19 protein-coding genes are annotated in these 19,121 nt (G+C 62.7%); 17 read left to right on the forward strand and 2 right to left on the reverse strand.

Translation table 11 applies throughout. From position 1 onward, the window contains the following. The first annotated feature begins 46 nt into the window (after positions 1 to 46). The 10 genes from AZF01_RS03065 to AZF01_RS03110 all read left to right on the forward strand — a co-directional run bounded on the left by AZF01_RS03065 (position 47) and on the right by AZF01_RS03110 (position 9,247). Positions 47 to 349 (forward strand): urease subunit gamma, encoded by a 303-nt coding sequence (locus tag AZF01_RS03065; protein WP_024709024.1) that lies wholly within the window; start codon positions 47 to 49, stop codon positions 347 to 349. A gap of 10 nt (positions 350 to 359) precedes the next feature. Then, positions 360 to 767 carry an urease subunit beta gene (locus tag AZF01_RS03070; protein WP_024709025.1) on the forward strand — a complete coding sequence of 136 codons (408 nt, stop codon included), beginning with the start codon at positions 360 to 362 and terminating at the stop codon, positions 765 to 767. A gap of 36 nt (positions 768 to 803) precedes the next feature. Then, on the forward strand, positions 804 to 2,522 hold the full coding sequence (locus AZF01_RS03075) for an urease subunit alpha (RefSeq protein WP_024709026.1): 1,719 nt from the start codon (positions 804 to 806) through the stop codon (positions 2,520 to 2,522). A 148-nt stretch (positions 2,523 to 2,670) separates the two neighbouring features. Then, entirely contained in the window at positions 2,671 to 3,258 is a 588-nt protein-coding gene (gene ureE, locus AZF01_RS03080; protein ID WP_024709027.1) for an urease accessory protein UreE, read from the forward strand. Positions 3,259 to 3,273: 15 nt separating this feature from the next. Beyond that, positions 3,274 to 3,996 (forward strand): urease accessory protein UreF, encoded by a 723-nt coding sequence (locus AZF01_RS03085; protein WP_024709028.1) that lies wholly within the window; start codon positions 3,274 to 3,276, stop codon positions 3,994 to 3,996. Between the two features lie 39 nt (positions 3,997 to 4,035). Next, positions 4,036 to 4,677: an urease accessory protein UreG gene (gene ureG, locus AZF01_RS03090; protein WP_024709029.1), complete on the forward strand. Its 642-nt coding sequence runs from the start codon at positions 4,036 to 4,038 to the stop codon at positions 4,675 to 4,677. Positions 4,678 to 4,681: 4 nt separating this feature from the next. Next, positions 4,682 to 5,617: an urease accessory protein UreD gene (locus AZF01_RS03095; protein WP_024709030.1), complete on the forward strand. Its 936-nt coding sequence runs from the start codon at positions 4,682 to 4,684 to the stop codon at positions 5,615 to 5,617. Between the two features lie 25 nt (positions 5,618 to 5,642). Next, entirely contained in the window at positions 5,643 to 6,629 is a 987-nt protein-coding gene (gene yut / locus AZF01_RS03100; RefSeq protein WP_024709031.1) for an urea transporter, read from the forward strand. A gap of 56 nt (positions 6,630 to 6,685) precedes the next feature. Further along, on the forward strand, positions 6,686 to 7,927 hold the full coding sequence (locus AZF01_RS03105) for an ammonium transporter (RefSeq protein ID WP_024709032.1): 1,242 nt from the start codon (positions 6,686 to 6,688) through the stop codon (positions 7,925 to 7,927). 78 nt (positions 7,928 to 8,005) lie between these two features. Beyond that, complete coding sequence (locus AZF01_RS03110) at positions 8,006 to 9,247, forward strand: SLC13 family permease (protein WP_024709033.1); 1,242 nt, start codon at positions 8,006 to 8,008, stop codon at positions 9,245 to 9,247. Between the two features lie 13 nt (positions 9,248 to 9,260). Here the strand turns inward: AZF01_RS03110 and AZF01_RS03115 are convergent, their stop codons facing one another. Beyond that, on the reverse strand, positions 9,261 to 10,259 hold the full coding sequence (locus AZF01_RS03115; RefSeq protein ID WP_024709034.1) for a mechanosensitive ion channel family protein: 999 nt from the start codon (positions 10,257 to 10,259) through the stop codon (positions 9,261 to 9,263). Positions 10,260 to 10,673: 414 nt separating this feature from the next. Between AZF01_RS03115 and AZF01_RS03120 the strand changes: the two genes are divergently transcribed. The 5 genes from AZF01_RS03120 to AZF01_RS03140 are packed head-to-tail and all read left to right on the forward strand — an operon-like array spanning position 10,674 to position 15,499. After that, entirely contained in the window at positions 10,674 to 12,254 is a 1,581-nt protein-coding gene (locus AZF01_RS03120) for an ABC transporter substrate-binding protein (protein ID WP_024709035.1), read from the forward strand. Continuing rightward, the gene (locus tag AZF01_RS03125) at positions 12,247 to 13,266 is read left to right on the forward strand and encodes an ABC transporter permease (RefSeq protein ID WP_245308953.1); all 1,020 of its coding nucleotides are present in this window, start codon (positions 12,247 to 12,249) and stop codon (positions 13,264 to 13,266) included. Before AZF01_RS03120 ends, AZF01_RS03125 begins: the two co-directional genes overlap by 8 nt. Continuing rightward, positions 13,259 to 14,125: an ABC transporter permease gene (locus AZF01_RS03130; RefSeq protein WP_024706951.1), complete on the forward strand. Its 867-nt coding sequence runs from the start codon at positions 13,259 to 13,261 to the stop codon at positions 14,123 to 14,125. The genes AZF01_RS03125 and AZF01_RS03130 overlap by 8 nt, the downstream gene beginning before the upstream one ends. Beyond that, entirely contained in the window at positions 14,122 to 14,919 is a 798-nt protein-coding gene (locus tag AZF01_RS03135) for an ATP-binding cassette domain-containing protein (RefSeq protein WP_024706952.1), read from the forward strand. Before AZF01_RS03130 ends, AZF01_RS03135 begins: the two co-directional genes overlap by 4 nt. Further along, positions 14,912 to 15,499 carry an ABC transporter ATP-binding protein gene (locus AZF01_RS03140; RefSeq protein WP_024706953.1) on the forward strand — a complete coding sequence of 196 codons (588 nt, stop codon included), beginning with the start codon at positions 14,912 to 14,914 and terminating at the stop codon, positions 15,497 to 15,499. The genes AZF01_RS03135 and AZF01_RS03140 overlap by 8 nt, the downstream gene beginning before the upstream one ends. A 97-nt stretch (positions 15,500 to 15,596) precedes the next feature. Here AZF01_RS03140 and AZF01_RS03145 read toward each other — a convergent pair whose 3' ends face one another. Beyond that, a complete protein-coding gene (locus tag AZF01_RS03145) occupies positions 15,597 to 16,820 on the reverse strand; it encodes an EAL domain-containing protein (RefSeq protein WP_024706954.1) in 1,224 nt (407 codons plus the stop codon). A 405-nt stretch (positions 16,821 to 17,225) separates the two neighbouring features. Here AZF01_RS03145 and AZF01_RS03150 point away from each other — a divergent pair, with 405 nt between their 5' ends. Together AZF01_RS03150 and AZF01_RS03155 are read left to right on the forward strand one after the other, a co-directional pair. Beyond that, positions 17,226 to 17,819 carry a TRAP transporter small permease gene (locus AZF01_RS03150; RefSeq protein ID WP_244435515.1) on the forward strand — a complete coding sequence of 198 codons (594 nt, stop codon included), beginning with the start codon at positions 17,226 to 17,228 and terminating at the stop codon, positions 17,817 to 17,819. Further along, complete coding sequence (locus AZF01_RS03155) at positions 17,819 to 19,108, forward strand: TRAP transporter large permease (RefSeq protein WP_024706956.1); 1,290 nt, start codon at positions 17,819 to 17,821, stop codon at positions 19,106 to 19,108. Before AZF01_RS03150 ends, AZF01_RS03155 begins: the two co-directional genes overlap by 1 nt. Positions 19,109 to 19,121 lie beyond the last annotated feature (13 nt).

Genomic DNA, 19,121 nt, shown 5'->3' on the forward strand with positions numbered 1-19,121 from the left:
CGACGAACGGTCGGCAAGTTCAGCCATTCTGACAGGGGAGACTTATATGCATTTCACGCCTCGAGAGATCGACAAGCTCTTGATCTACACGCTCGCGCAGGTCGCGCAGCAGCGCAAGGATCAGGGGTTGAAGCTCAACCATCCAGAAACCGTCTCGCTCATTTCCGTGGCCGCGCTGAACGGCGCCCGCGCGGGCAAGACCGTCGAGGAGGTCATGGAAATCGCGCGCAAGGAAATCACGCGCGACGATGTGATGGAAGGGGTCGTCGACATGATCCCCTACGTCCAGGTGGAGGCCGTCTTTACCGATGGCAGCCGTCTCGTGACCATCCATGATCCGATTCAGTGAGGGCTTGAACATGACGAGCGAGAAGAAAACCCCGGTCGGCGGCCTGGTCCTCGGCAAGGGCGATATCGAGATCAATGCGGGCTATCCGACGACCACGCTCAAGGTGCGCAACACCGGTGACAGGCCAATCCAGGTCGGCTCGCATTTTCACTTCTTCGAGGTCAATTCCGCGCTGGAATTCGACCGCGAACAGGCGTTCGGCAAGCGCCTGAACATTCCTGCAACCACCGCCCTGCGTTTCGAGCCGGGCGATGAGAAAGAGGTCACCCTTGTTCCCTATCAGGGCAAGCAACGGGTGCTCGGCTTCAATGGCCTCGTCAACGGCTGGGTCGGCGACGAGAGCTACAATGACAGCCGCCCGCGGCTGGTCGACGCGATGGAGCGCGCGGAACGCTACGGCTTCAAGTCGTCCAAGTGACCGCCCGGTACAACCTCATTCGACAGGATTTCTGAAATGGCCAAGATTTCAAGACAGCAGTATTCAGACCTCTATGGTCCGACAACGGGCGACAAGATCCGCCTCGGCGACACCGATCTCTATATCGAGATCGAAAAGGACCTCCGGGTCTATGGCGAGGAAGCCGTCTATGGCGGCGGCAAGACGCTGCGCGACGGCATGGGCTATGATAACGAGCTCACCAGCGCCGCAGGCGCACCCGACCTCGTCATCACCAACGTCACCATCCTCGACGCCGTGCAGGGCGTCATCAAGGCTGATGTCGGCGTCAAGAACGGCAATATCTGCGCCATCGGCAAGGCCGGCAACCCGTCCACCATGTCGGGCGTGACGCCCGGACTGGCGCTTGGGCCGGGCACCGACGCGATCTCGGGCGAGCACCTGATCCTGACCGCCGGCGGCATCGACGCCCACGTCCACTTCATCTCGCCCCAGCAGGCGGAAGCCGCGCTTTCCAACGGCGTCACCACGCTGTTCGGCGGCGGCATCGGCCCGACCGACGGCACCAACGGCACCACCATCACCCCCGGCACCTGGAATGTCGAGATGATGCTGCGTTCCTTTGACGGCTGGCCGGTCAATGCCGGCGTGCTCGGCAAGGGCAATGTCTCCGCCCGTCTGCCGATCGAGGAGCAGCTCCGCGCCGGCGTCATGGGGCTGAAGATCCACGAGGACTGGGGCAGCACGCCGGAAGCGATCCGCACCTCGCTGCGCGTCGCCGATGAGTTCGACGTCCAGGTCTGCATCCATACCGATACGCTGAACGAGGCCGGCTTCGTCGAAAACACGATCGCCGCCTTCGAGGGCCGCACCATCCACACCTACCATACGGAAGGTGCGGGCGGCGGTCACGCGCCGGACATTATCCGGGTCGCCGGCCAGTCCAACGTCATTCCGAGCTCGACCAATCCGACGCTGCCCTATGGCATCAATTCGCAGGCCGAATTGTTCGACATGACGATGATCTGCCACAATCTCAGCCCCAAGATCCCGACCGACGTCGCGTTCGCCGAAAGCCGCGTGCGCCCGGAAACCATCGCGGCTGAAAACGTGCTGCACGATCTCGGCGCGATCTCGATCCTTTCCAGCGACAGCCAGGCCATGGGCCGCGTCGGCGAGAACTGGGCGCGCACCATCCAGACCGCGCATTTGATGAAGGACCGGATGGGCGCCTATGACGGCGATAGGTCGGGCAATGACAACGAACGCGTTCTGCGCTTCGTCGCCAAGGTTACGATCAATCCGGCGATCGCCCAGGGCGTCAGCCATGTGATCGGCTCGGTCGAAGTCGGCAAGATGGCCGATCTCGTGCTCTGGGAGCCAGCCTTCTTCGGCGCCAAGCCGAAAATGGTGATCAAGGGCGGCCTCATCTCCTGGGCGCTGATGGGCGATCCGAACGCATCGCTGCCGACGCCGCAGCCGGTTCTCTACCGTCCGATGTTCGGCGCCTACGGTTCGGCGCTGCCGAAGACCCGCGTCACCTTCACATCGCTGGCAGGCTATGAGGACGGCATCGTCGACCGCTACCAGCTCCAGTCGCAGGTGGTGCCGGTCTATGGCACGCGCACGATCAGCAAGAGCTCGATGGTGCGCAACAGCACGCTGCCGGAGATTGAGGTCAACCCGGAAACCTTCGCGGTGACGGTCAACGGCAAGCACGCGACCGTCGAGCCGGCGACCACGATCCCGCTGAACCAGCTTCACTTCTTCAGCTGATTGCGATGCCGGGCGAAGCAAACCTTCGCCCGGCCCGTCCAACAACAACGACGCCGGGGACGTTCAGCCGGAAAGCGGCATCGAGGGCCAGACAGGCTCCGGTGCATTTCGGCTCTTCTTTCCAGGCGCACAGAATGCGGCGAACACCATGATCCTTGTCGAAAAAATCCTTGGCAACCTGAAGGATGCCGACTGGCACAAACGCTCCCACGAGGCGACGGTCGACTACCTCGCGCTCGAACAGTGGGAAGCGCCGAAGAACCGCCTGCGCAAGGCCAGCGAGGGCGGAACCGAACTCGCGATCTCGCTGGCGCGCTCGGAACATCTCCACAATGGCGATGTCCTTTATTACGACGAGGCCAGCAACACCATCATCGCTGCGAAGATTGCCCTGAAAGAGGTCATGGTGATCGAGCTCGAAGGGCTCGAAACCCTGGCGCCGCAGGAGATTCTTCGGGTGTGCTTCGAGCTGGGCCACGGGCTCGGAAACCAGCACTGGCCTGCGGTGATCAAGGGCAGCACCGTCTATGTGCCGCTCTCCGTCGATCAGAAGGTCATGGCCTCGGTGATGAAGACCCATGCCTTCGAGGGCGTGAAGAGCCATTTCGCGCCGGGCGAGGAGATCGCCGCCAAGCTCGACGCGCGCGAGGTGCGCATGCTGTTCGCCGGGGCCGACGCGACGCCGCATCACCACCATGACCATGGTCACGCCCATGGCGACCATCACCACCACTGATCGCGAGGCAGGGGCATGGCAGATGAGAACAGCAGACGGATGCGATCGGCAGACGACATGATCCTGCTTGCGCGTCTTCTGCAGTTTTCCGATTCGACGCTTCCTGTCGGTGCATTCGCCTTTTCCAACGGGCTGGAATCGGCGATCCAGACCGGCGTCGTCGCCGATGCGGCAAGCCTGGAGCGCTTCGTCGAAACGGTGGTGCGGCAGGCCTCGGGCATGGATGGCATCGCTTTCCTCCATGCCCATCGCGCGGCCCGCCGCGGTGCCTATGACTCCGTGCTCGAGGCCGACCGGGAATTGTGGAACCGGCGCGTGGGCGAGGAACAGCAGATGATGCTCGCCCGCATGGGCCGCAAGTTCGCGGAGCTTTCCCTGAAGATCAGCACGTTTCCCGTTCTCGAACGCTGGCTGGCCGACATCAAGGAGGGCACGACGCCCGGCTGCTTTCCGGTCGGCCAGGCGGTCGCGCTGGCGCATATGGGTGCAGATGAAAAGCAGGCCTTCGTGGTCCATCAGTACGGCGTCGCGGCGATGATCATGAGTGCTGCGGTGCGGCTGATGCGGATCGATCATCTCGATACCCAGCGCATTCTGTTTGCCGTGCAGGCCCGCGTCGAAGACGATTATGAGCGCATCAGCGGGCTGGAACTCGACGAAATGTCCGGCTTCGCGCCGGTCTTCGATGTCCTCGTCGCCCATCACACCAAAACCCATGTCCGGCTGTTCATGAACTGACCGGCGCAACAAGGCCGGCGGAAAAAAAGGATTGGCACAATGAAGAAAATCACGCGTATCGGCATCGGCGGCCCGGTCGGATCGGGCAAGACGGCCGTGATCGAAACCATTACCCCGCGGCTGATCGAACTCGGCGTCAAGCCGCTGATCATCACCAATGACGTTGTCACCACCGAGGACGCCAAGCAGGTGCGGCGCACGCTGAAGGGCGTCTTGGTCGAGGAGAAGATCGTCGGCGTGGAAACCGGCGCCTGCCCGCATACAGCGGTGCGCGAGGACCCGTCGATGAACATCGCCGCGGTCGAGGAGATGGAGGAGAAATATCCCGACAGCGACGTCATCCTGATTGAATCGGGCGGGGACAACCTGACGCTGACCTTCAGCCCGGCGCTCGCCGATTTCTACATCTATGTCATCGACGTCGCCGCCGGCGACAAGATCCCGCGCAAGAACGGCGCCGGCGTCTGCCAGTCGGATATCCTGGTGATCAACAAGACCGATCTCGCCCCTTATGTCGGCGCCGATCTCGGCGTCATGGACCGCGATTCCAAGCTGATGCGCGGCAAGAAGCCGTTCGTGTTCACCAATTGCAAGACCGGCGAGGGCGTGGACGAACTGATGAAGCTGATCATGGATATGGCGCTGTTCGACGTGACGCCCGCCGGGCAAGCCGCAGAGTGACCCGATGAGCCTTCATCAACGCCTGCGACGGATCGACGAATACCGGGAACTGAACGGGTTCCGGACCGAGCCTCGGCAGATGCGCGCGGCCGGCCCGGGAAAGATCGGGGCGTTGCGCCTCGGCTTCTCGCAGCGTGGCGGTCGCTCCGTGCTGTCCGATCTCTACCGGGTCACGCCGCTTCTGGTGCAGCAGGCGCTCTACTGGGACGAGGCGATGCCGGAACTGCCGATCTGCTCGATCATCTCGATCGGCGGCGGCATATTGCAGGGCGATCGCTACACAATCGATATTTCGGTGGATGAGGGCGCATGCGCCCAGGTGACCTCGCAGGGCGCGAACCGCATTCACCAGATGGATGCCAATTACGCCTCGCAGCACCAGACGGTGACGCTTGCAAAGGACGCCTATCTCGAATTCCTGCCGGACTTCACCATCCCCTATCGGGACTCGCGCTTCATCAACGACACCGATCTCGTGGTCCATGAAGACGCGACGCTGCTCTATGGCGAGATGATGATGACCGGCCGCAAGCATCACCACGCAAGCGAACGCTTCGGCTTCGACCTCCTGTCGATGACCGTCAATGCCCGCCGGCCCGACGGACGCAAGCTGTTCACCGAGAAGGTGCTGATCGAGAAGGGCAACGAGACGATCGATTTTGCCGCGGTGATGGGCGGTTACGATGCCTTTGCCAACATTCTGTGCATCACGCCGCCGGCTGTTGCCGAGCGCATCCGGGAGCGGGTGAACGTCAATTTCGGCGACGAACGGCCGCGCGCGATCTCCGGCGTCTCGACGCTTCCCAACGGCGCCGGGCTTATGCTGCGCGTGGTCGGGATCGAAAGCTACGACGTGCGCGCGGAGGTTCGGAACTTCTGGAAGGTCGTCAGGGAAGAAGCGCGCGGCAAAACGCTGCCGGAAGAGTTTCTCTGGCGTTGATCACAAACTAAAAGGGGGTGCGGATATGACGGAGAAGCGCAAAGACTTTGCAACGCAATGCCTGCGCGGGGCGGGGCAGGTTTTCTTCATGGAGAACGCGCTTACGGGCGCGCTTTTCATTCTTGCAATTGGCTATGCGAGCTATGCGGGCGGCAACTGGGCGACCACGGTCGGCGCGCTTGTCGGCCTCATCGTGGCGACGCTGACCGCGCGGCTTCTCGATTGCGACGGCGACTCGATCACCTCCGGCCTGTTTGGCTTCAACGGCATTCTCGTCGGCGTCGCCATTCCCACCTTCATCAGCGTCTCGCCGCAACTCTGGTTCTACGTCGTCATCGGCGCGGCCATGAGCACGGTGGTGACGGCGGCGCTCGGGGCGATGATCACGAAGAGCTGGGGCATTCCGGGGTCCACCGGCCCGTTCGTGCTGACCGGCTGGCTGCTTGTGGCGGGCGCCTATACTTTCGGCGCGCTCGACGTCTCCGGCGACCATCCGGAACTGGTGTCGGATTATATCAAGGGCGTGACGGTGATCCCGTCTCATATCGAATTGGTCCAGATCTTCTTCCGCAATATCGGCCAGGTCTATCTTCTCGGCAACGAGATCAGCGGCGCGATCATCCTGCTCGGCATTCTGATCGCCTCGCGCGCGGCCGGCATCGCCGCCATTTGCGGTTCGCTGATCGCCATGGCGACGGCGATTGCACTGAGGGCGGAGCCGCATTCTGTGGTGCAGGGGCTCTACGGTTTCAGCGCGGTGCTGACGGCAATGGCGGTCGGCGTGATATTCCTGAAACCGTCGCCGCGGGTGGTTGTCTACGCGCTGCTTGCTACCATCGTCACCGTGTTCCTGCAGGGGGCCTATGACGTGCTGACCGAGCCGCTCGGCTTGCCGTCCTTCACCGCGCCCTACGTGCTGGCGATGTACCTGTTCATCGCGCCGAAGAAGCTGCTTGCACCGCATCCGCACAGCGCGGTCGGAGAGCATCTGGTCACCGATACCAACAACTAAAGAGCGGCGCGACCGGGGCGGTCGCGCCAAAAACAAGCTTTTCAAAGGAGAAGGTTATGCAAGCGATCAATGCGGGGGACACCGCGTTTGTTCTGATATGCACGGCGCTGGTCTGCATGATGACCCCGGCCCTTGCACTTTTCTACGGCGGCCTGGTCAAGCAGCGCGATGTGCTGTCGATCATGATCCAGAATTTCGTCTGCATCGGGATCGTCAGCATCATCTGGGTGTTCGGCGGTTTCAGCCTGGCCTTCGGTCCGTCGATCGGTGGGATCATCGGCGATATCCGTCCCTATTTCGGGATGTATCATGTGGGCATCAGCCCGAATGACACCTACGCGCCGCACATTCCCTTCATGATGGTGTTCGCCTATCAGATGATGTTCGCGATCATCACCCCCGCCTTGATGACCGGTGCCTTTGTCGGTCGTTTCAAATTCGGTGCCTATCTGTTCTTCGTCGCCTTGTGGACGATCCTGGTATACCTGCCGGCAGCGCACTGGATCTGGGGCGGCGGTTTCCTGGCCAAGATGGGCGTCGTCGATTTTGCAGGCGGCATCGTGATCCACACCGCCGCGGGTTTCTCGGCCCTTGCGGCCGCCCGCTTCCTCGGCAAGCGCAAGGTCGCCGTGGGCGATCCGGAAAGCCAGCCGGCGAGCCTGCCGCTGGTGGCGCTCGGCGCGGGGCTGTTGTGGTTCGGCTGGTTCGGCTTCAATGCGGGCGGCGCCTATGCGGCGGACGCGCTTGCGGCCTACGCCTTCACAAACACCATGCTCGCCGGCGCGATTGCCATGCTGGTCTGGATGTTGTGGGAGTGGCGCGAGCACAAGCGGGTCTCCTTCTCCGGCGTTCTCGTCGGCGCGGTGACCGGCCTTGCCACGATCACGCCCGCCGCCGGCTATGTCGAGCCGATGGCGGCGCTGCTGATCGGGGCGATCGGCGCGACGGTCTGCTACAACGCCAAATATGTCCAGGAATGGCTGAAGATCGACGACACGCTGGAAGTCTGGCGCGCCCACGGCGTCGGCGGCATGACCGGCGCGATCCTGATCGGCTTCATGGCCAGCTCGCATATCAACGCCGTTTCGGCGAGCGTGAAGCAGCTTGGCGTGCAGGTGCTGGCCGTCGTTATCGTTGCTGCCTATTCGTGGATAATCACGACGATCCTGCTAAAGATTCTCGCGGGCTTCGGCCATCTGCGGGTGGCTGACGATATCCAGGAAGGAGGCGTCGATGAAGACATGGTTGGCGAACGCGCCTTCAATCTCTGGAACATGAAGAACGACATCAACAAGTAAGCTACAATCACGACAGCCGGGCGGTCTCAAGGCTGCCCGGCTGTCGTTTTGTATTTCCCGAAGACCGCCGGAGCCGCCGTGGATATCACCGTCATCATCTTTCTTCTGGTCTATCTGGCGCTGGCGCTCGGCTATCTGCCGGGTTTTCGCGTTGACCGGACCGGCGCGGCGGTTGTCGGCGCGCTGGCGATGATCGGCTTCGGGCGGATCACCGACAAGCAGGCTTGGGACGCGATCGATTACCAGACCGTCGGACTGCTGTTCGGCCTGATGATCGTCTCGGGGGCTTTCACGGTGTCCGGTTTCTATCAGTGGCTGGCCGGGCGGGTTGCCTCGCTGAAGGTCTCGCCGCCGGAACTGCTTGCGTTCCTTGTGGTCACCGGGGGCGGGCTTTCCGCCCTGCTGACCAATGATGTCGTGATTGTCGCGATGACGCCGCTTCTGGTCTCGATCACCATGTCGCGCGGCCTCAATCCGGTTCCCTTCCTGCTCGGTTTCTGTTTCGCGACCAATACCGGCTCGGTGGCGACGATCATCGGCAGCCCCCAGAACATGATCGCGGCGCAGACGCTCGGCCTTTCCTTCACAGGCTTCATGAAGGTGGCGCTGGTGCCGGCGGTGATCTCGCTGCCGGTGGTCTGGGGCGCGGTATGCCTGATCTATCGTAGGCGCTGGAACCTTGCTGCGGTGGAAGAGCAGCCCCCGTCCGCCACGGTCGCAGCCCCTGCCCAGAAACTCGATATCGCCGAGACCATCAAGGCGGCCATCGTCACGGTCGCCGTTGTCGCCGCCTTTGTCTTTACAGACTGGCCGCGCGAAATGGTCGCGCTTTCGGCCGCCGCCGTCATGCTGGTCAACCGTCAGGTTTCATCGAAGGAGGTCATCGGAACGGTCGACGGCAACCTTCTTCTGCTGCTGGCCGGCCTGTTCGTGGTCAATGCGGCGCTGGCCCAGACCGGAATGCCGCAGAAGGTGGTCCACGACCTTCAGAGCGCAGGCGTCGATTTCGCCAACCCCTCGATCCTGTTCCTCGTCGCATCTGCGCTCAGCAATATCGTCGGCAACAATCCGGCGGTCATGCTGCTCGCGCCCTTCCTGCCGCATGCGGCCAATACGGATGCGTTGGGTGCCGCCCTTGCGCTCGGCACGGGCTTTTCCAGCAACCTGATTATCTTCGGCAGCCTTGCTGGGATCATCGTGGTCGAGCAGGCGAAGGACCGGGGCGTGAAGATCGGCATGGGCGAATTCTGCCGCGCCGGCGTCCCCGTCACGCTTTTGTGCATGGTGCTCGCGCTCGCCTGGATCGCGTTTTTGACCTGACGATGGCCGCGTCTCAGCCGTCCTTTTCGAGATAGACCGTTTGCGAGGGGAAGGCGAAGTCGGCGCCGTGGGCATGAACGATGTCGACGATTTTCAGGTAAACATCCTGCTGGATCGCCAGCCACTCGGCCCAGCGGGTCGTCTTGGTGAAGCAATAGACCATGATGTTCAGTGATGAATCGGCGAAGTCGTTGAAATAGACAAGAAGCGTCTGGTTCAGATCGATATGCTCGCTTTGATGCAGCATGGCACGGATATCGGCGACGACGGCGGCAATCTTGTCGGCATCCTCGTAGCGAAGGCCGATCGTGGTGTCGATGCGCCTGTTGCGCATCTGGCCGGGGTTTTCGACGCTGATCGAGGAGAACACGGAATTGGGAACGTAAAGCGGGCGCTTGTCGAAAGTGGTGATCCTGGTCATACGCCAGCCTATTTCCTCCACCGTGCCCTCGATGTCGCGGTCGGGCGAACGTATCCAGTCACCCAGCCGGAACGGCCTGTCGAAATAGAGCATCACGCCCGAGAACATGTTGCTCAGGACATCCCGCCCGGCAATGCCGATGGCGATGCCGCCGAAGCCGCCGAAGGCCATCAGGCCGGAGAGGCTCAGGCCCAGATGCTCGCCGAACAGCAGCAGGAGCAACAGGACGATTGCCATTTTGAGAATACGGGCGATGCTCGTGGCGGAGGTCTTGTCGCTTCCCTTTGTCACCTGATCGGCGGTCAGGCGGTTGATCAACCGGAAGGACTGCTGCATGGCCGTCAGGCCGATCGCCACCAGCGTGATATCGTCGATGATGTCCGGCTTGATTGCGGTGAACTTCTCCGCCGCCGCGATCTGGTCGATCGTCCTGTTGAGGAGCAGCAGAAAGCCCGTGATCGCGGCGAACAGGAGGGCGTGAAGGGAGATGCTGTGGGACCAGGCCTCTCTTTTGCGCATTCCAAGGCTGCAGGCCAGTGCGACAGCGAGAAGGGCGCCCAGAAACCCTGCATTTATCCAGTAGACGGTCATAAGTTTTCAGTCCTCTGAGAACAACGGGAATGTAGCACGGCATTGACCGCCGATGGCAAGACGGAGAAAGGGAGGGAGTTTGACATTGCGGTCGACGAGCGGAGGCCGGCCATTCGATCAGTGCGGGAATTCATCGATGGTCTCGGTTTCGGGTTCCGCGCCTGCCGGGAATGCCGCCTTTGACGAGGCCGGTGAGGCCGCATCCTGACGCGCGTTGCTTGGGAGCCCTGAGGGGTACAGGGAGGGCGCTCCGGCTTTTCCGTCTAGTGGCTGCCGTGCTTTTTGAAAACCGTCAGGGTTGACAGTTGGCAGAGGCGCGAAGGCCGGGCTAGAACGCGAGAGTATGATATTCTTTCATTGATATCATACTTCTTCATGATAGCGTATGCGCCAATGAGCGGTCGAAGAGGAGCAATGATGATCGGGAAGACCACTGCAAGGCTTGCAGCGACAGCGGTAGCCGCTGTGGCGATGTTCTCCGCCGGCGCACCGGCATCCGCCAAGTCGGAACTGATCCTTGCCATCGGCGGAGAGCCGGACAATGGCTATGATCCCCTGCTCGGGTGGGGCCGCTACGGTCATCCGCTGTTCCAGTCGACCCTCCTGAAACGCGACGCCGATCTCAACACCGTGCCGGACCTCGCCACCGAATGGGCGCTTTCCGACGACCGCAAGGTGTGGACGATCAAACTGCGCCCCGATGTCTTCTTTTCCGATGGAACGCCGCTGGCGGCGGAAGATGTCGCCTTCACCTTCAACGAGGCGGCAACCGCGGGCGGCGCGCTGGATCTGACGGTGATGGACAGGGCCGAAGCCGTCAATGACAGCACGGTGAAAATCTATCTCAATCGCCCCTGGGTTACATTTTCGGAAAATTTCTATTCGCTCGGTGTCGTGCCGTCGCAGGAATATGGCCCTGGTTATGCCCGCCAGCCGGTCGGTTCCGGCCCCTACAGGCTGGTTTCGTGGACGGAGGGAGAGCAGCTTATTGTCGAGGCCAACAGCGCATATCACGGCAGGAAACCGGCATTCGACCGCCTGACCTTCGTTTTCTCCGGAGAGGATACCAGTCTCGCGGCTGCGCGGACCGGTGATGTCGACATGGTTTCCGTGCCTGCCCTGATGGCCGATGACAGCATTGACGGCTTTGACAGGATCGTCGTGCCGTCCGTCGACAATCGCGGCCTGTCCTTCCCGATCCCCCAACCGGGTGAAGTGAATGCCGAGGGGCAGCCCGTTGGCAATGCGGTCACCTCCGATCTCGCCATCCGCCGCGCCATCAATCTCGGCGTGGATCGTGAGCAATTGGTCGACGTTGCGCTGAATGGCTACGGCCGCCCTGCCTATGGTCCGGCTGACGGGCTGCCCTGGTCGAACCCCGATGCGGCCGTTACCTATGATCCCGATGCCGCCCGCGCCATGCTGGATGATGCGGGATGGGTGCCCGGTGCGAACGGCATTCGGGTCCGCGACGGCGTTCGTGCCGCATTCGATGTCTATTTTCCGGCTTCGGACTCCGTGCGGCAGGCGCTTTCCATCGTGGTGAGCGAGCAATTGAAGGCGCTCGGCATCGCTGCACAGCCAAAGGGCGTGACATGGGAGCAGATCGGCCGGATCGATCATCAGCAACCCGTTATGTTCGGTTGGGGCAGTCACAGCCCCGTCGAGGTCTACAGCCTCTACAATTCCGCCTGGGGCGGCATCGATTTCTATAATCCCGGCTATTTTGCCGACAGCACCGTCGACGGTCACTTCAGTGACGCCCAGCACGCCGAAAGCCTGGAGCAATCATATCCGCACTGGCAAGCCGCCGAGTGGGACGGGAAGACCGGGTTTTCCGCACGCGGTCTGGCCGGGTGGGCCTGGCTCGTGAACCTCGATCATGTCTATTTCGTCAATGAATGCCTGGACGTTGGCGAGACCCAGATCGAGCCGCATGGCCATGGATGGCCGATCACGGCAATGATCGAACAGTGGACATGGACGTGTGACTGAACTCCCGCTGCATTCCGCCGCCATCATGCTGACGAAACGGCTGGGACGGCTCGCCGCCGTTCTGGTCATCGTCGCGGCGGCGGCGTTCACCCTTGCCAAGCTCTCTCCCATCGATCCGGTCAATGCCTATCTCGGGATCGACATCGCACGGGTCGGCCCGGAGCAGAGGGCGCTGATTGCCGCGCGCTGGGGGCTGGACCAGCCGCCGCTTGCGCAGTTCCTCCACTGGGCCGGAAACCTTCTTCAGGGCGATCTCGGTTACTCGATGATCTACAACGCACCCGTCGCCGAGGTGATCGCCAGCCGTTTCTGGGTATCGCTGCCGCTTGTCGGCCTGGCTTGGCTCCTTTCCGGCGCGCTTGGCTTTGCGCTGGGGGTCGTCGCCGGCGCCAGTTCGGGCACTCTGCTCGATCGCGCGATCAGGCTTTACGCCTATGTTCTGGCATCCGCCCCGACGTTCTGGATCGCGATATTGCTGCTGATCATCTTTGCCGTCCTGCTTGGCTGGGCGCCGGTCTGCTGCGCGGGACCTCTCGGCGTGGTGCCGGATGACGTCACCTTCGCCGACCGGCTGCGCCATCTTGCCCTGCCGCTTGCGGCGCTGACGCTTTTCGGCGTCGCCCAGATCGCGCTTCACACCCGCGCCAAGATCATCGAAATCCTGCAAGGCGATGCGGCGCTTTACGCCCGTGCGCAAGGGGCTGGCAAATGGGACGTGGCCCTAAGGCACGGCGCCCGCAATGCGGCGCTGCCCGCCGTAACCATTCTTTTTGCCTCGCTCGGGGAACTGTTTGGCGGATCGATACTGGCGGAGCAGGTTTTTGCCTATCCGGGGCTGGGACAGGCCGCCGTTTCCGCAGGCATCAAGGGCGATGTGCCGCTGCTTCTCGCCGTGACGCTTTTCCTCACGCTGTTTGTATCGGTCGGCAACATGATCGCCGACATGCTTTATCGGCTTGTGGACCCGCGGCTGCGCGACGAGGCCCTTTCGGCTGGAGGACAACATGGCTGAACTCGAGCAGCAACAGACCCTTGCCCCCCTGGTTCTGCCACGAATGGGCAACAGGATCTGGACCCTGGCTGCCGCCCTTTTCGGCTTCATGCTGATACTGCTGATACCGGTTCTGGCGGTGCTCACGGGGCCGGCTGGCGTGGCGACGGATTTTGCCGCAAGGCTTTCGCCGCCGGACTGGGCGCACTGGTTCGGAACCGACCAGATGGGACACGATCTCATGGCGCGCACGATCAAGGGGCTTCGGACGAGCCTATGGGTGGGGCTGCTTGCCTCATGCTGTTCCGTTGTCATCGCCACCGCTCTTGCCCTCGCGGCAACAACCGGCGGCCGGTGGGCGGATGCCGTCGTGTCGCTTCTGGTTGACGCGACGATCGGGCTTCCGCATCTCGTGCTGCTCATCCTGATATGCTTTGCGCTGGGCGGCGGCCCCGTTGCCGTGACGATTGCCGTGGCGCTCACGCATTGGCCGCGCCTGACGCGCATCCTGCGCGCCGAAATTCTCCAGGTCAGGCAGGCCGATTATGTTGTCTCCGCGCGTCATTTCGGCAAATCGTGGGGGGAGATCACCTTCGGGCACATTCTGCCCCAGATCCTGCCGCAAATGCTGGTCGGACTGGTGCTCATGTTTCCACACGCCATTCTGCATGAGGCAAGCCTGACCTTTCTGGGGTTCGGCCTCGACCCGACCCGGCCGGCCATCGGTGTGATGCTGTCCGATTCGATGCGCTATCTGACGGCAGGCAAATGGTGGCTTGGCCTGTTTCCGGGGCTGTGCCTGCTGTTGCTCGTGCTCAGCTTTGATGCTGTCGGCAATGGCATGCGTCTTGTTCTCGATCCCCGGACGGCCCAGACGTGACCCTGCTTTCCTTCAACGACGTCGACGTGTCATTCCGCCGCTATTGCGGACTGCTGAAGGTCCGCGAAATGCCGGTTCTCAGCCGTATCGGCTTTTCGGTGAAGCGCGGCGAGGTGGTCGCGCTGATCGGCGCTTCCGGCGGCGGCAAGAGCCTCATTGCCCATGCGCTGTTCGGCATTTTGCCGCCCAACGCCCAGGTCAGGGGCGCTATCCATTTTGACGGGCAGCGTGTTGATGATGGCAGCCGGCCGGCGCTGCTCAGGCGGCGCATGGCACTGGTTCCGCAATCCGTCAGCCATCTCGATCCCCTGGCGCGCAGCTTTCAGCAGCTGCGCTGGGCGGCGCGCCGCGCCGGGCTTGGCGTAAAGGATGACGCGCTTATGGCGGTGCTGGCGCAATTCGGGCTCGGCGCGGATGCGGCGCGCGCCTTTCCCCATCAGCTTTCCGGCGGCATGGCGCGGCGCATGCTGATGGCCATCGCAACGGTTGGCGACCCGGACCTGATTGTCGCCGACGAGCCGACCAGCGGTCTTGATGACGACAACGCCGCGCGTGTTCTTTCGAAGCTCAAAGACCTGGCCGAAAACGGAAAGGGCGTACTGCTGATCACGCATTCGCTGTCGGCCGCGCTTGCCTATGCCGACAGCGTCTGTCTTGTCCGTAACGGCATGGTGGAAGGCGAGGAGCGCGCCGACGCTTTTGAAGGCAGCGGAAGGCTTCTGCGTACCGGTTATGCGCGCGCCCTCTGGCAGGCGCTGCCGCAAAACGACTTTCGGGTGGGCGACGATGCTTGAGGCGAGGAATATCCATTTTCGTTATCGCGCGCGGTCGCCGGTCCTGGACGGGATCGGTCTCGCCCTTCGTCCGGGCGAGGTCGTTGGCCTGACGGGTCCGTCCGGAGGGGGGAAATCGACGCTTGGCCGTATTCTGGCCGGCCATTACCGCCCGGCATCGGGTCAGGTTCTCGTCGATGGCGCCGGGCACCCGCGGGGCTTCAACCCGGTCCAGTATCTGCATCAGTCGCCGGTCTTCGCCGTCAACCCGCGGTGGACGGTCGGAAAGGTTCTCGCGGAGGCCTGGCAGCCCGATGCGGAGCTGCGGCGAGCGTTCGGTGTTTCGCGCTCATGGCTTGATCGCTATCCCCACGAGATTTCGGGCGGCGAGCTGCAGCGCGTCGCCCTTTTGCGGGCCTTCGCCCCGCAAACCCGCTATCTGATTGCCGACGAGATTTCCGCGCAGCTCGATCCCCTGACCCAGGCACAGATATGGTCCGTCTTGCTCGAACAGGCCGAAAGCCGTCGTCTTGGCGTCCTCATCATCAGCCATGACATGCCGCTTCTCGGCCGGATTGCAGAACGCGTCGTCACCATCTGACGGCCGGCCGCCAACCCGTGGCCGGCGCCGGCCGCGGCTATCTTCATGTTCCGCGGCTTTCCTGCCCCCTTGCGCCGCCTTTCGGCCCGACCGGGATCTAACTCCGTTTTGCCGCAAGCCAGGCGCTGGCATCCGCGACCTCCATCGGCCTGCCGAAGAGATAGCCCTGACCGAGATGCACCCTGAGCCGAAGCAGCATGGCCCGCTCCGCTTCCGTTTCCACGCCTTCCGCGATCGTGGCGGCGCCGGTCTGCTCGGCGAAATGGACCATGCCTGCAACGAGCGCCTGCTTGGCCGGGTTCACGTCAATGTCGCGGATCAGCTCGATGTCGAGCTTCAGGATGTCGGGCTTCATGCGGAGGAGAGCGACGAGCCCGGAAAATCCGGCGCCGACGTCATCCACCGCCGTTCTGACGCCGAGCGCTTTCAGCCGGTCCAGTTCGAAGCCCAGCCGCTCGTGGTCCTCGACGATATCATGTTCCGTTACTTCCACCACCACCCGGCTCGGGTCGGCGGCACGGATGATGTCGGAAAGCACGCCGGTCGTGATGGTTTCCGGCGAGGCGTTGACGCCGATCGTCACGTCCTGGGGAAGGTCGTTGAAAAGGGCGAGCGCCCTTGAGATCGAAAGCGATTCCAGTTCGACCCGACGCCCGATTGCGCCTGCTTCCTCATACCAGACGTTCGGCGGGCGGTACGGCTCTCCGGCAAAGCGCGACAGCGCCTCGAACTTGATCGGCGCGCCGCTTTCAAGCGAAACGATCGGTTGCAGCACGATCCGCAGCGCGTCGCCTTTGAGCGCGCTGTCGATGCGGCTTGCAGCGGCGGCTGCTTCGCTTCGTCGGCGCAGCCCGGCATTGATCTGCCGGCTGGCGAGGTTGGCGAAGGTTTCCATGATCTTCAGATCGCGCTCGCCGAGCGTCGGATGGGGGGTCGAGCGCAGACAGCAGAACATGCCGAAGACCGACCCGTCCTCGCGGTGGACGGGAACGCTCAGGTGGCTGCCGATCGGAATGTTCGCGGTGATCGGCATGGATACGGCCAGCGGATGGTCCGCCGTATCGGCCATCACGCTCGGCAGGCGTCCATCGAGAATGTGCTGGCAATAGACTTCCTGCAGGCTGAGAACAGCGCCGGGGAAGGCAATCGCTTCGAAACCCGGGGCGCTGACGGCGCGAAACACGGAATTGCCGTCGACGATTTCCGACACATAGGCAACCTGCATGTCGAAATGGGTGCGCACGGTTTCGAGAATGAGATCGAGGGTATCTCCGTTGGCGGAAGGGCCGTCGAGTTCGAGTCTGAGGGGCAGGCGGCTCATCGTGGTTGGCCTTTTCGCTGGGGTGGCGACCGCGTCTCCTCCCGGCAGACCACGCCCTGGCTTCGTTGTTGCCGAACCGTATCCGGGGACGCGGGTTAATATCCCTTGTCCGCTCATGCGCACCGGTTCCGTTTGGCGACAAGTATAGGCCCGCCGGAAGCTTCGTCCAGCACCATCTCTGGTAAAACAGTGGTGATCCGGCCTGTCGCCGCCCGCCGAACGGGCAGGTTCTCCCGGAGAGAAAACCCGCCGGGATTGGCGGCATAAAGCCACAATCGCCGAATTCTGCATAAAAATCCGTGCGGAGACGATTGTGCTGGGCTAGACAGGGCGCCTGGGTTCTTCAGTCGGCGAGGGCGCATTGCTGTCCTGCCGCTGGCCTGGAAGACGGCGTGTGACGGGTGAATGATGATTTTTCTGCTGGCCGCAGTTTCAATCTTTTCGCGGGTCAACGGTCCGCTGCTGGCGCTTGGTCGGTGGACGGGCGCTGCCCTCATGGGCCTGATGGTGGTCGTCATCCTGGTGCAGGTGTTCTTCCGTTACGTCCTGAACGACGCGCTTGCCTGGACGGAGGAACTCGCCCGTTTCCTGATGCTGTGGATGGTCAGCCTGATGGCGCCGACCGCCTTTCGGAACGGTGGCTTCATCAGCATCGACACGCTCAGGCGCTTCCTGCCGGACAGGCCGGCCGCGCTCCTCAATCTGGCCCTGCTGCTCGTGTCCGCCGTGGTTTTGTGGTGGGCCGTCACGATTGGCTGGAGCGAGACGACCGGCATTGGCGGACGCTTCACCATGCCATCGCTGATGCTCCCGACCGCGCTCGATCTCTCTGCATGGATGAAGGTGCCGCGCTCGTTCATGATGGCGTCGCTCGCAACCGGCGTCACCATGATGTTTTCCGTCAACGTCGAGCTCTTGCTTCGGCTTCTCGCAGACCTTTTCGGCGCGGGCGATCGGCTGAAGCCGCTTGCCCACGCCGTCGGGCTGGAGGGCGAATGATGCTGAGCCTGTTTTTGCCGCTTTTTCTGGTGTTCCTGTTCTGTGGCCTGCCGGTGTTCTTCGCCCTGATCGCGGCACCCGCGCTGCTTCTGTGGTTCAATGGCCAGGAGCGCGATATCGTTCTGCTCTACCGCAATGTCTATAACGGCATGGACTCCTTCCCGTTGATGGCGGTGCCCTTCTTCATGCTGGCGGGCGAACTGATGAACCGCGCCGGCATCACCGAACGGCTGGTGGAGTTCTCCCAGGCGGTCATCGGCCATTTCCGCGCCGGCCTTGCCCATGTGAACATCCTCTCCTCCATGCTGTTTGCCGGCCTTTCGGGCTCGGCCGTTGCCGATGTTTCCGCGCTCGGCGCGATGATGATCCCGGCGATGGAAAAACAGGGCTACAGCCGCAGGTTCGCCGCCGCCGTCACCGCCGCATCCTCGATCATCGGACCGATCATTCCGCCCTCCGGGATCATGATCATCTACGCCTATGTGATGGGCGAAAGCGTTGCCGCGCTGTTTCTGGCGGGCATCGTGCCGGGCATCCTGATCGGCGTGTCGCTGATGGTGCTCGTCCGGCTGATGGCTGACCGCGAGGGACTGCCTGCCGCGACGGAAAGGGCCGGCTGGAAGACACGCGGCGAGGCGAGCCTGAAGGCGTTCTGGCCGTTGCTTACCCCGGTCATCATCATGGGCGGCATTCTGGGCGGCGTGTTCACGCCCACGGAAGCTTCGGCGATCGCGGTGGCCTATGCCTTCTTCATCGGTTTTTTCGTGCTGCGTTCGCTTCATGTGCGCGATGTTCCGGGCATCCTGATGCGCTCCGGACTGACCGCCTCGGTGGTGCTGCTGCTGGTCGGCGCTGCCATGGCCTTCAAGACGGTGGCCTCGCTTTCGCACACGCCGGAACTTCTCGCCTCGATCCTGCTGGGCCTGACGGAAAATCCGCTGATCCTGCTGTTTCTGATCAATATCCTGCTTTTCGTCGTCGGCATGTTTCTCGATGCCGGTCCGGCGATCATCATATTGGGGCCGATCCTGGGGCCGATTTTCCTGGATATGGGCGTTGATCCGGTTCATTTCGCCATCATCATGGCGGTCAACCTGACGGTCGGCCTGCTGACGCCGCCCATGGGGCTGGTATTGTTCGTCACCTCATCCGTCGCGCGCCTGAGCGTCGAGACCGTGGCGCGCGCCGTGCTGCCGTTTCTCGCCGTCGAGGCCGTGATCATCTTTCTGATCACCTATATCCCCGCGATCAGCCTGACCCTGCCGCGGCTGTTCGGATTTCTGGAGTAAACATGCGCTATAA

The sequence above is a fragment of the Martelella sp. AD-3 genome, from assembly GCF_001578105.1.
Taxonomy (GTDB): domain Bacteria; phylum Pseudomonadota; class Alphaproteobacteria; order Rhizobiales; family Rhizobiaceae; genus Martelella.

What these genes read in the sequence shown, in the direction of transcription:
- AZF01_RS03140 (WP_024706953.1), top strand. Translation starts at nt 14,912, where the DNA reads ATGCTTGAGGCGAGGAATATCCATTTTCGTTATCGCGCGCGGTCGCCG.
- AZF01_RS03070 (WP_024709025.1), top strand. Translation starts at nt 360, where the DNA reads ATGACGAGCGAGAAGAAAACCCCGGTCGGCGGCCTGGTCCTCGGCAAG.
- AZF01_RS03120 (WP_024709035.1), top strand. Translation starts at nt 10,674, where the DNA reads ATGATGATCGGGAAGACCACTGCAAGGCTTGCAGCGACAGCGGTAGCC.
- AZF01_RS03065 (WP_024709024.1), top strand. Translation starts at nt 47, where the DNA reads ATGCATTTCACGCCTCGAGAGATCGACAAGCTCTTGATCTACACGCTC.
- AZF01_RS03130 (WP_024706951.1), top strand. Translation starts at nt 13,259, where the DNA reads ATGGCTGAACTCGAGCAGCAACAGACCCTTGCCCCCCTGGTTCTGCCA.
- AZF01_RS03105 (WP_024709032.1), top strand. Translation starts at nt 6,686, where the DNA reads ATGCAAGCGATCAATGCGGGGGACACCGCGTTTGTTCTGATATGCACG.
- AZF01_RS03075 (WP_024709026.1), top strand. Translation starts at nt 804, where the DNA reads ATGGCCAAGATTTCAAGACAGCAGTATTCAGACCTCTATGGTCCGACA.
- ureG (WP_024709029.1), top strand. Translation starts at nt 4,036, where the DNA reads ATGAAGAAAATCACGCGTATCGGCATCGGCGGCCCGGTCGGATCGGGC.
- AZF01_RS03095 (WP_024709030.1), top strand. Translation starts at nt 4,682, where the DNA reads ATGAGCCTTCATCAACGCCTGCGACGGATCGACGAATACCGGGAACTG.
- AZF01_RS03085 (WP_024709028.1), top strand. Translation starts at nt 3,274, where the DNA reads ATGGCAGATGAGAACAGCAGACGGATGCGATCGGCAGACGACATGATC.
- yut (WP_024709031.1), top strand. Translation starts at nt 5,643, where the DNA reads ATGACGGAGAAGCGCAAAGACTTTGCAACGCAATGCCTGCGCGGGGCG.
- AZF01_RS03115 (WP_024709034.1), bottom strand. Translation starts at nt 10,259, where the DNA reads ATGACCGTCTACTGGATAAATGCAGGGTTTCTGGGCGCCCTTCTCGCT.
- ureE (WP_024709027.1), top strand. Translation starts at nt 2,671, where the DNA reads ATGATCCTTGTCGAAAAAATCCTTGGCAACCTGAAGGATGCCGACTGG.
- AZF01_RS03145 (WP_024706954.1), bottom strand. Translation starts at nt 16,820, where the DNA reads ATGAGCCGCCTGCCCCTCAGACTCGAACTCGACGGCCCTTCCGCCAAC.
- AZF01_RS03150 (WP_244435515.1), top strand. Translation starts at nt 17,226, where the DNA reads ATGATGATTTTTCTGCTGGCCGCAGTTTCAATCTTTTCGCGGGTCAAC.
- AZF01_RS03155 (WP_024706956.1), top strand. Translation starts at nt 17,819, where the DNA reads ATGCTGAGCCTGTTTTTGCCGCTTTTTCTGGTGTTCCTGTTCTGTGGC.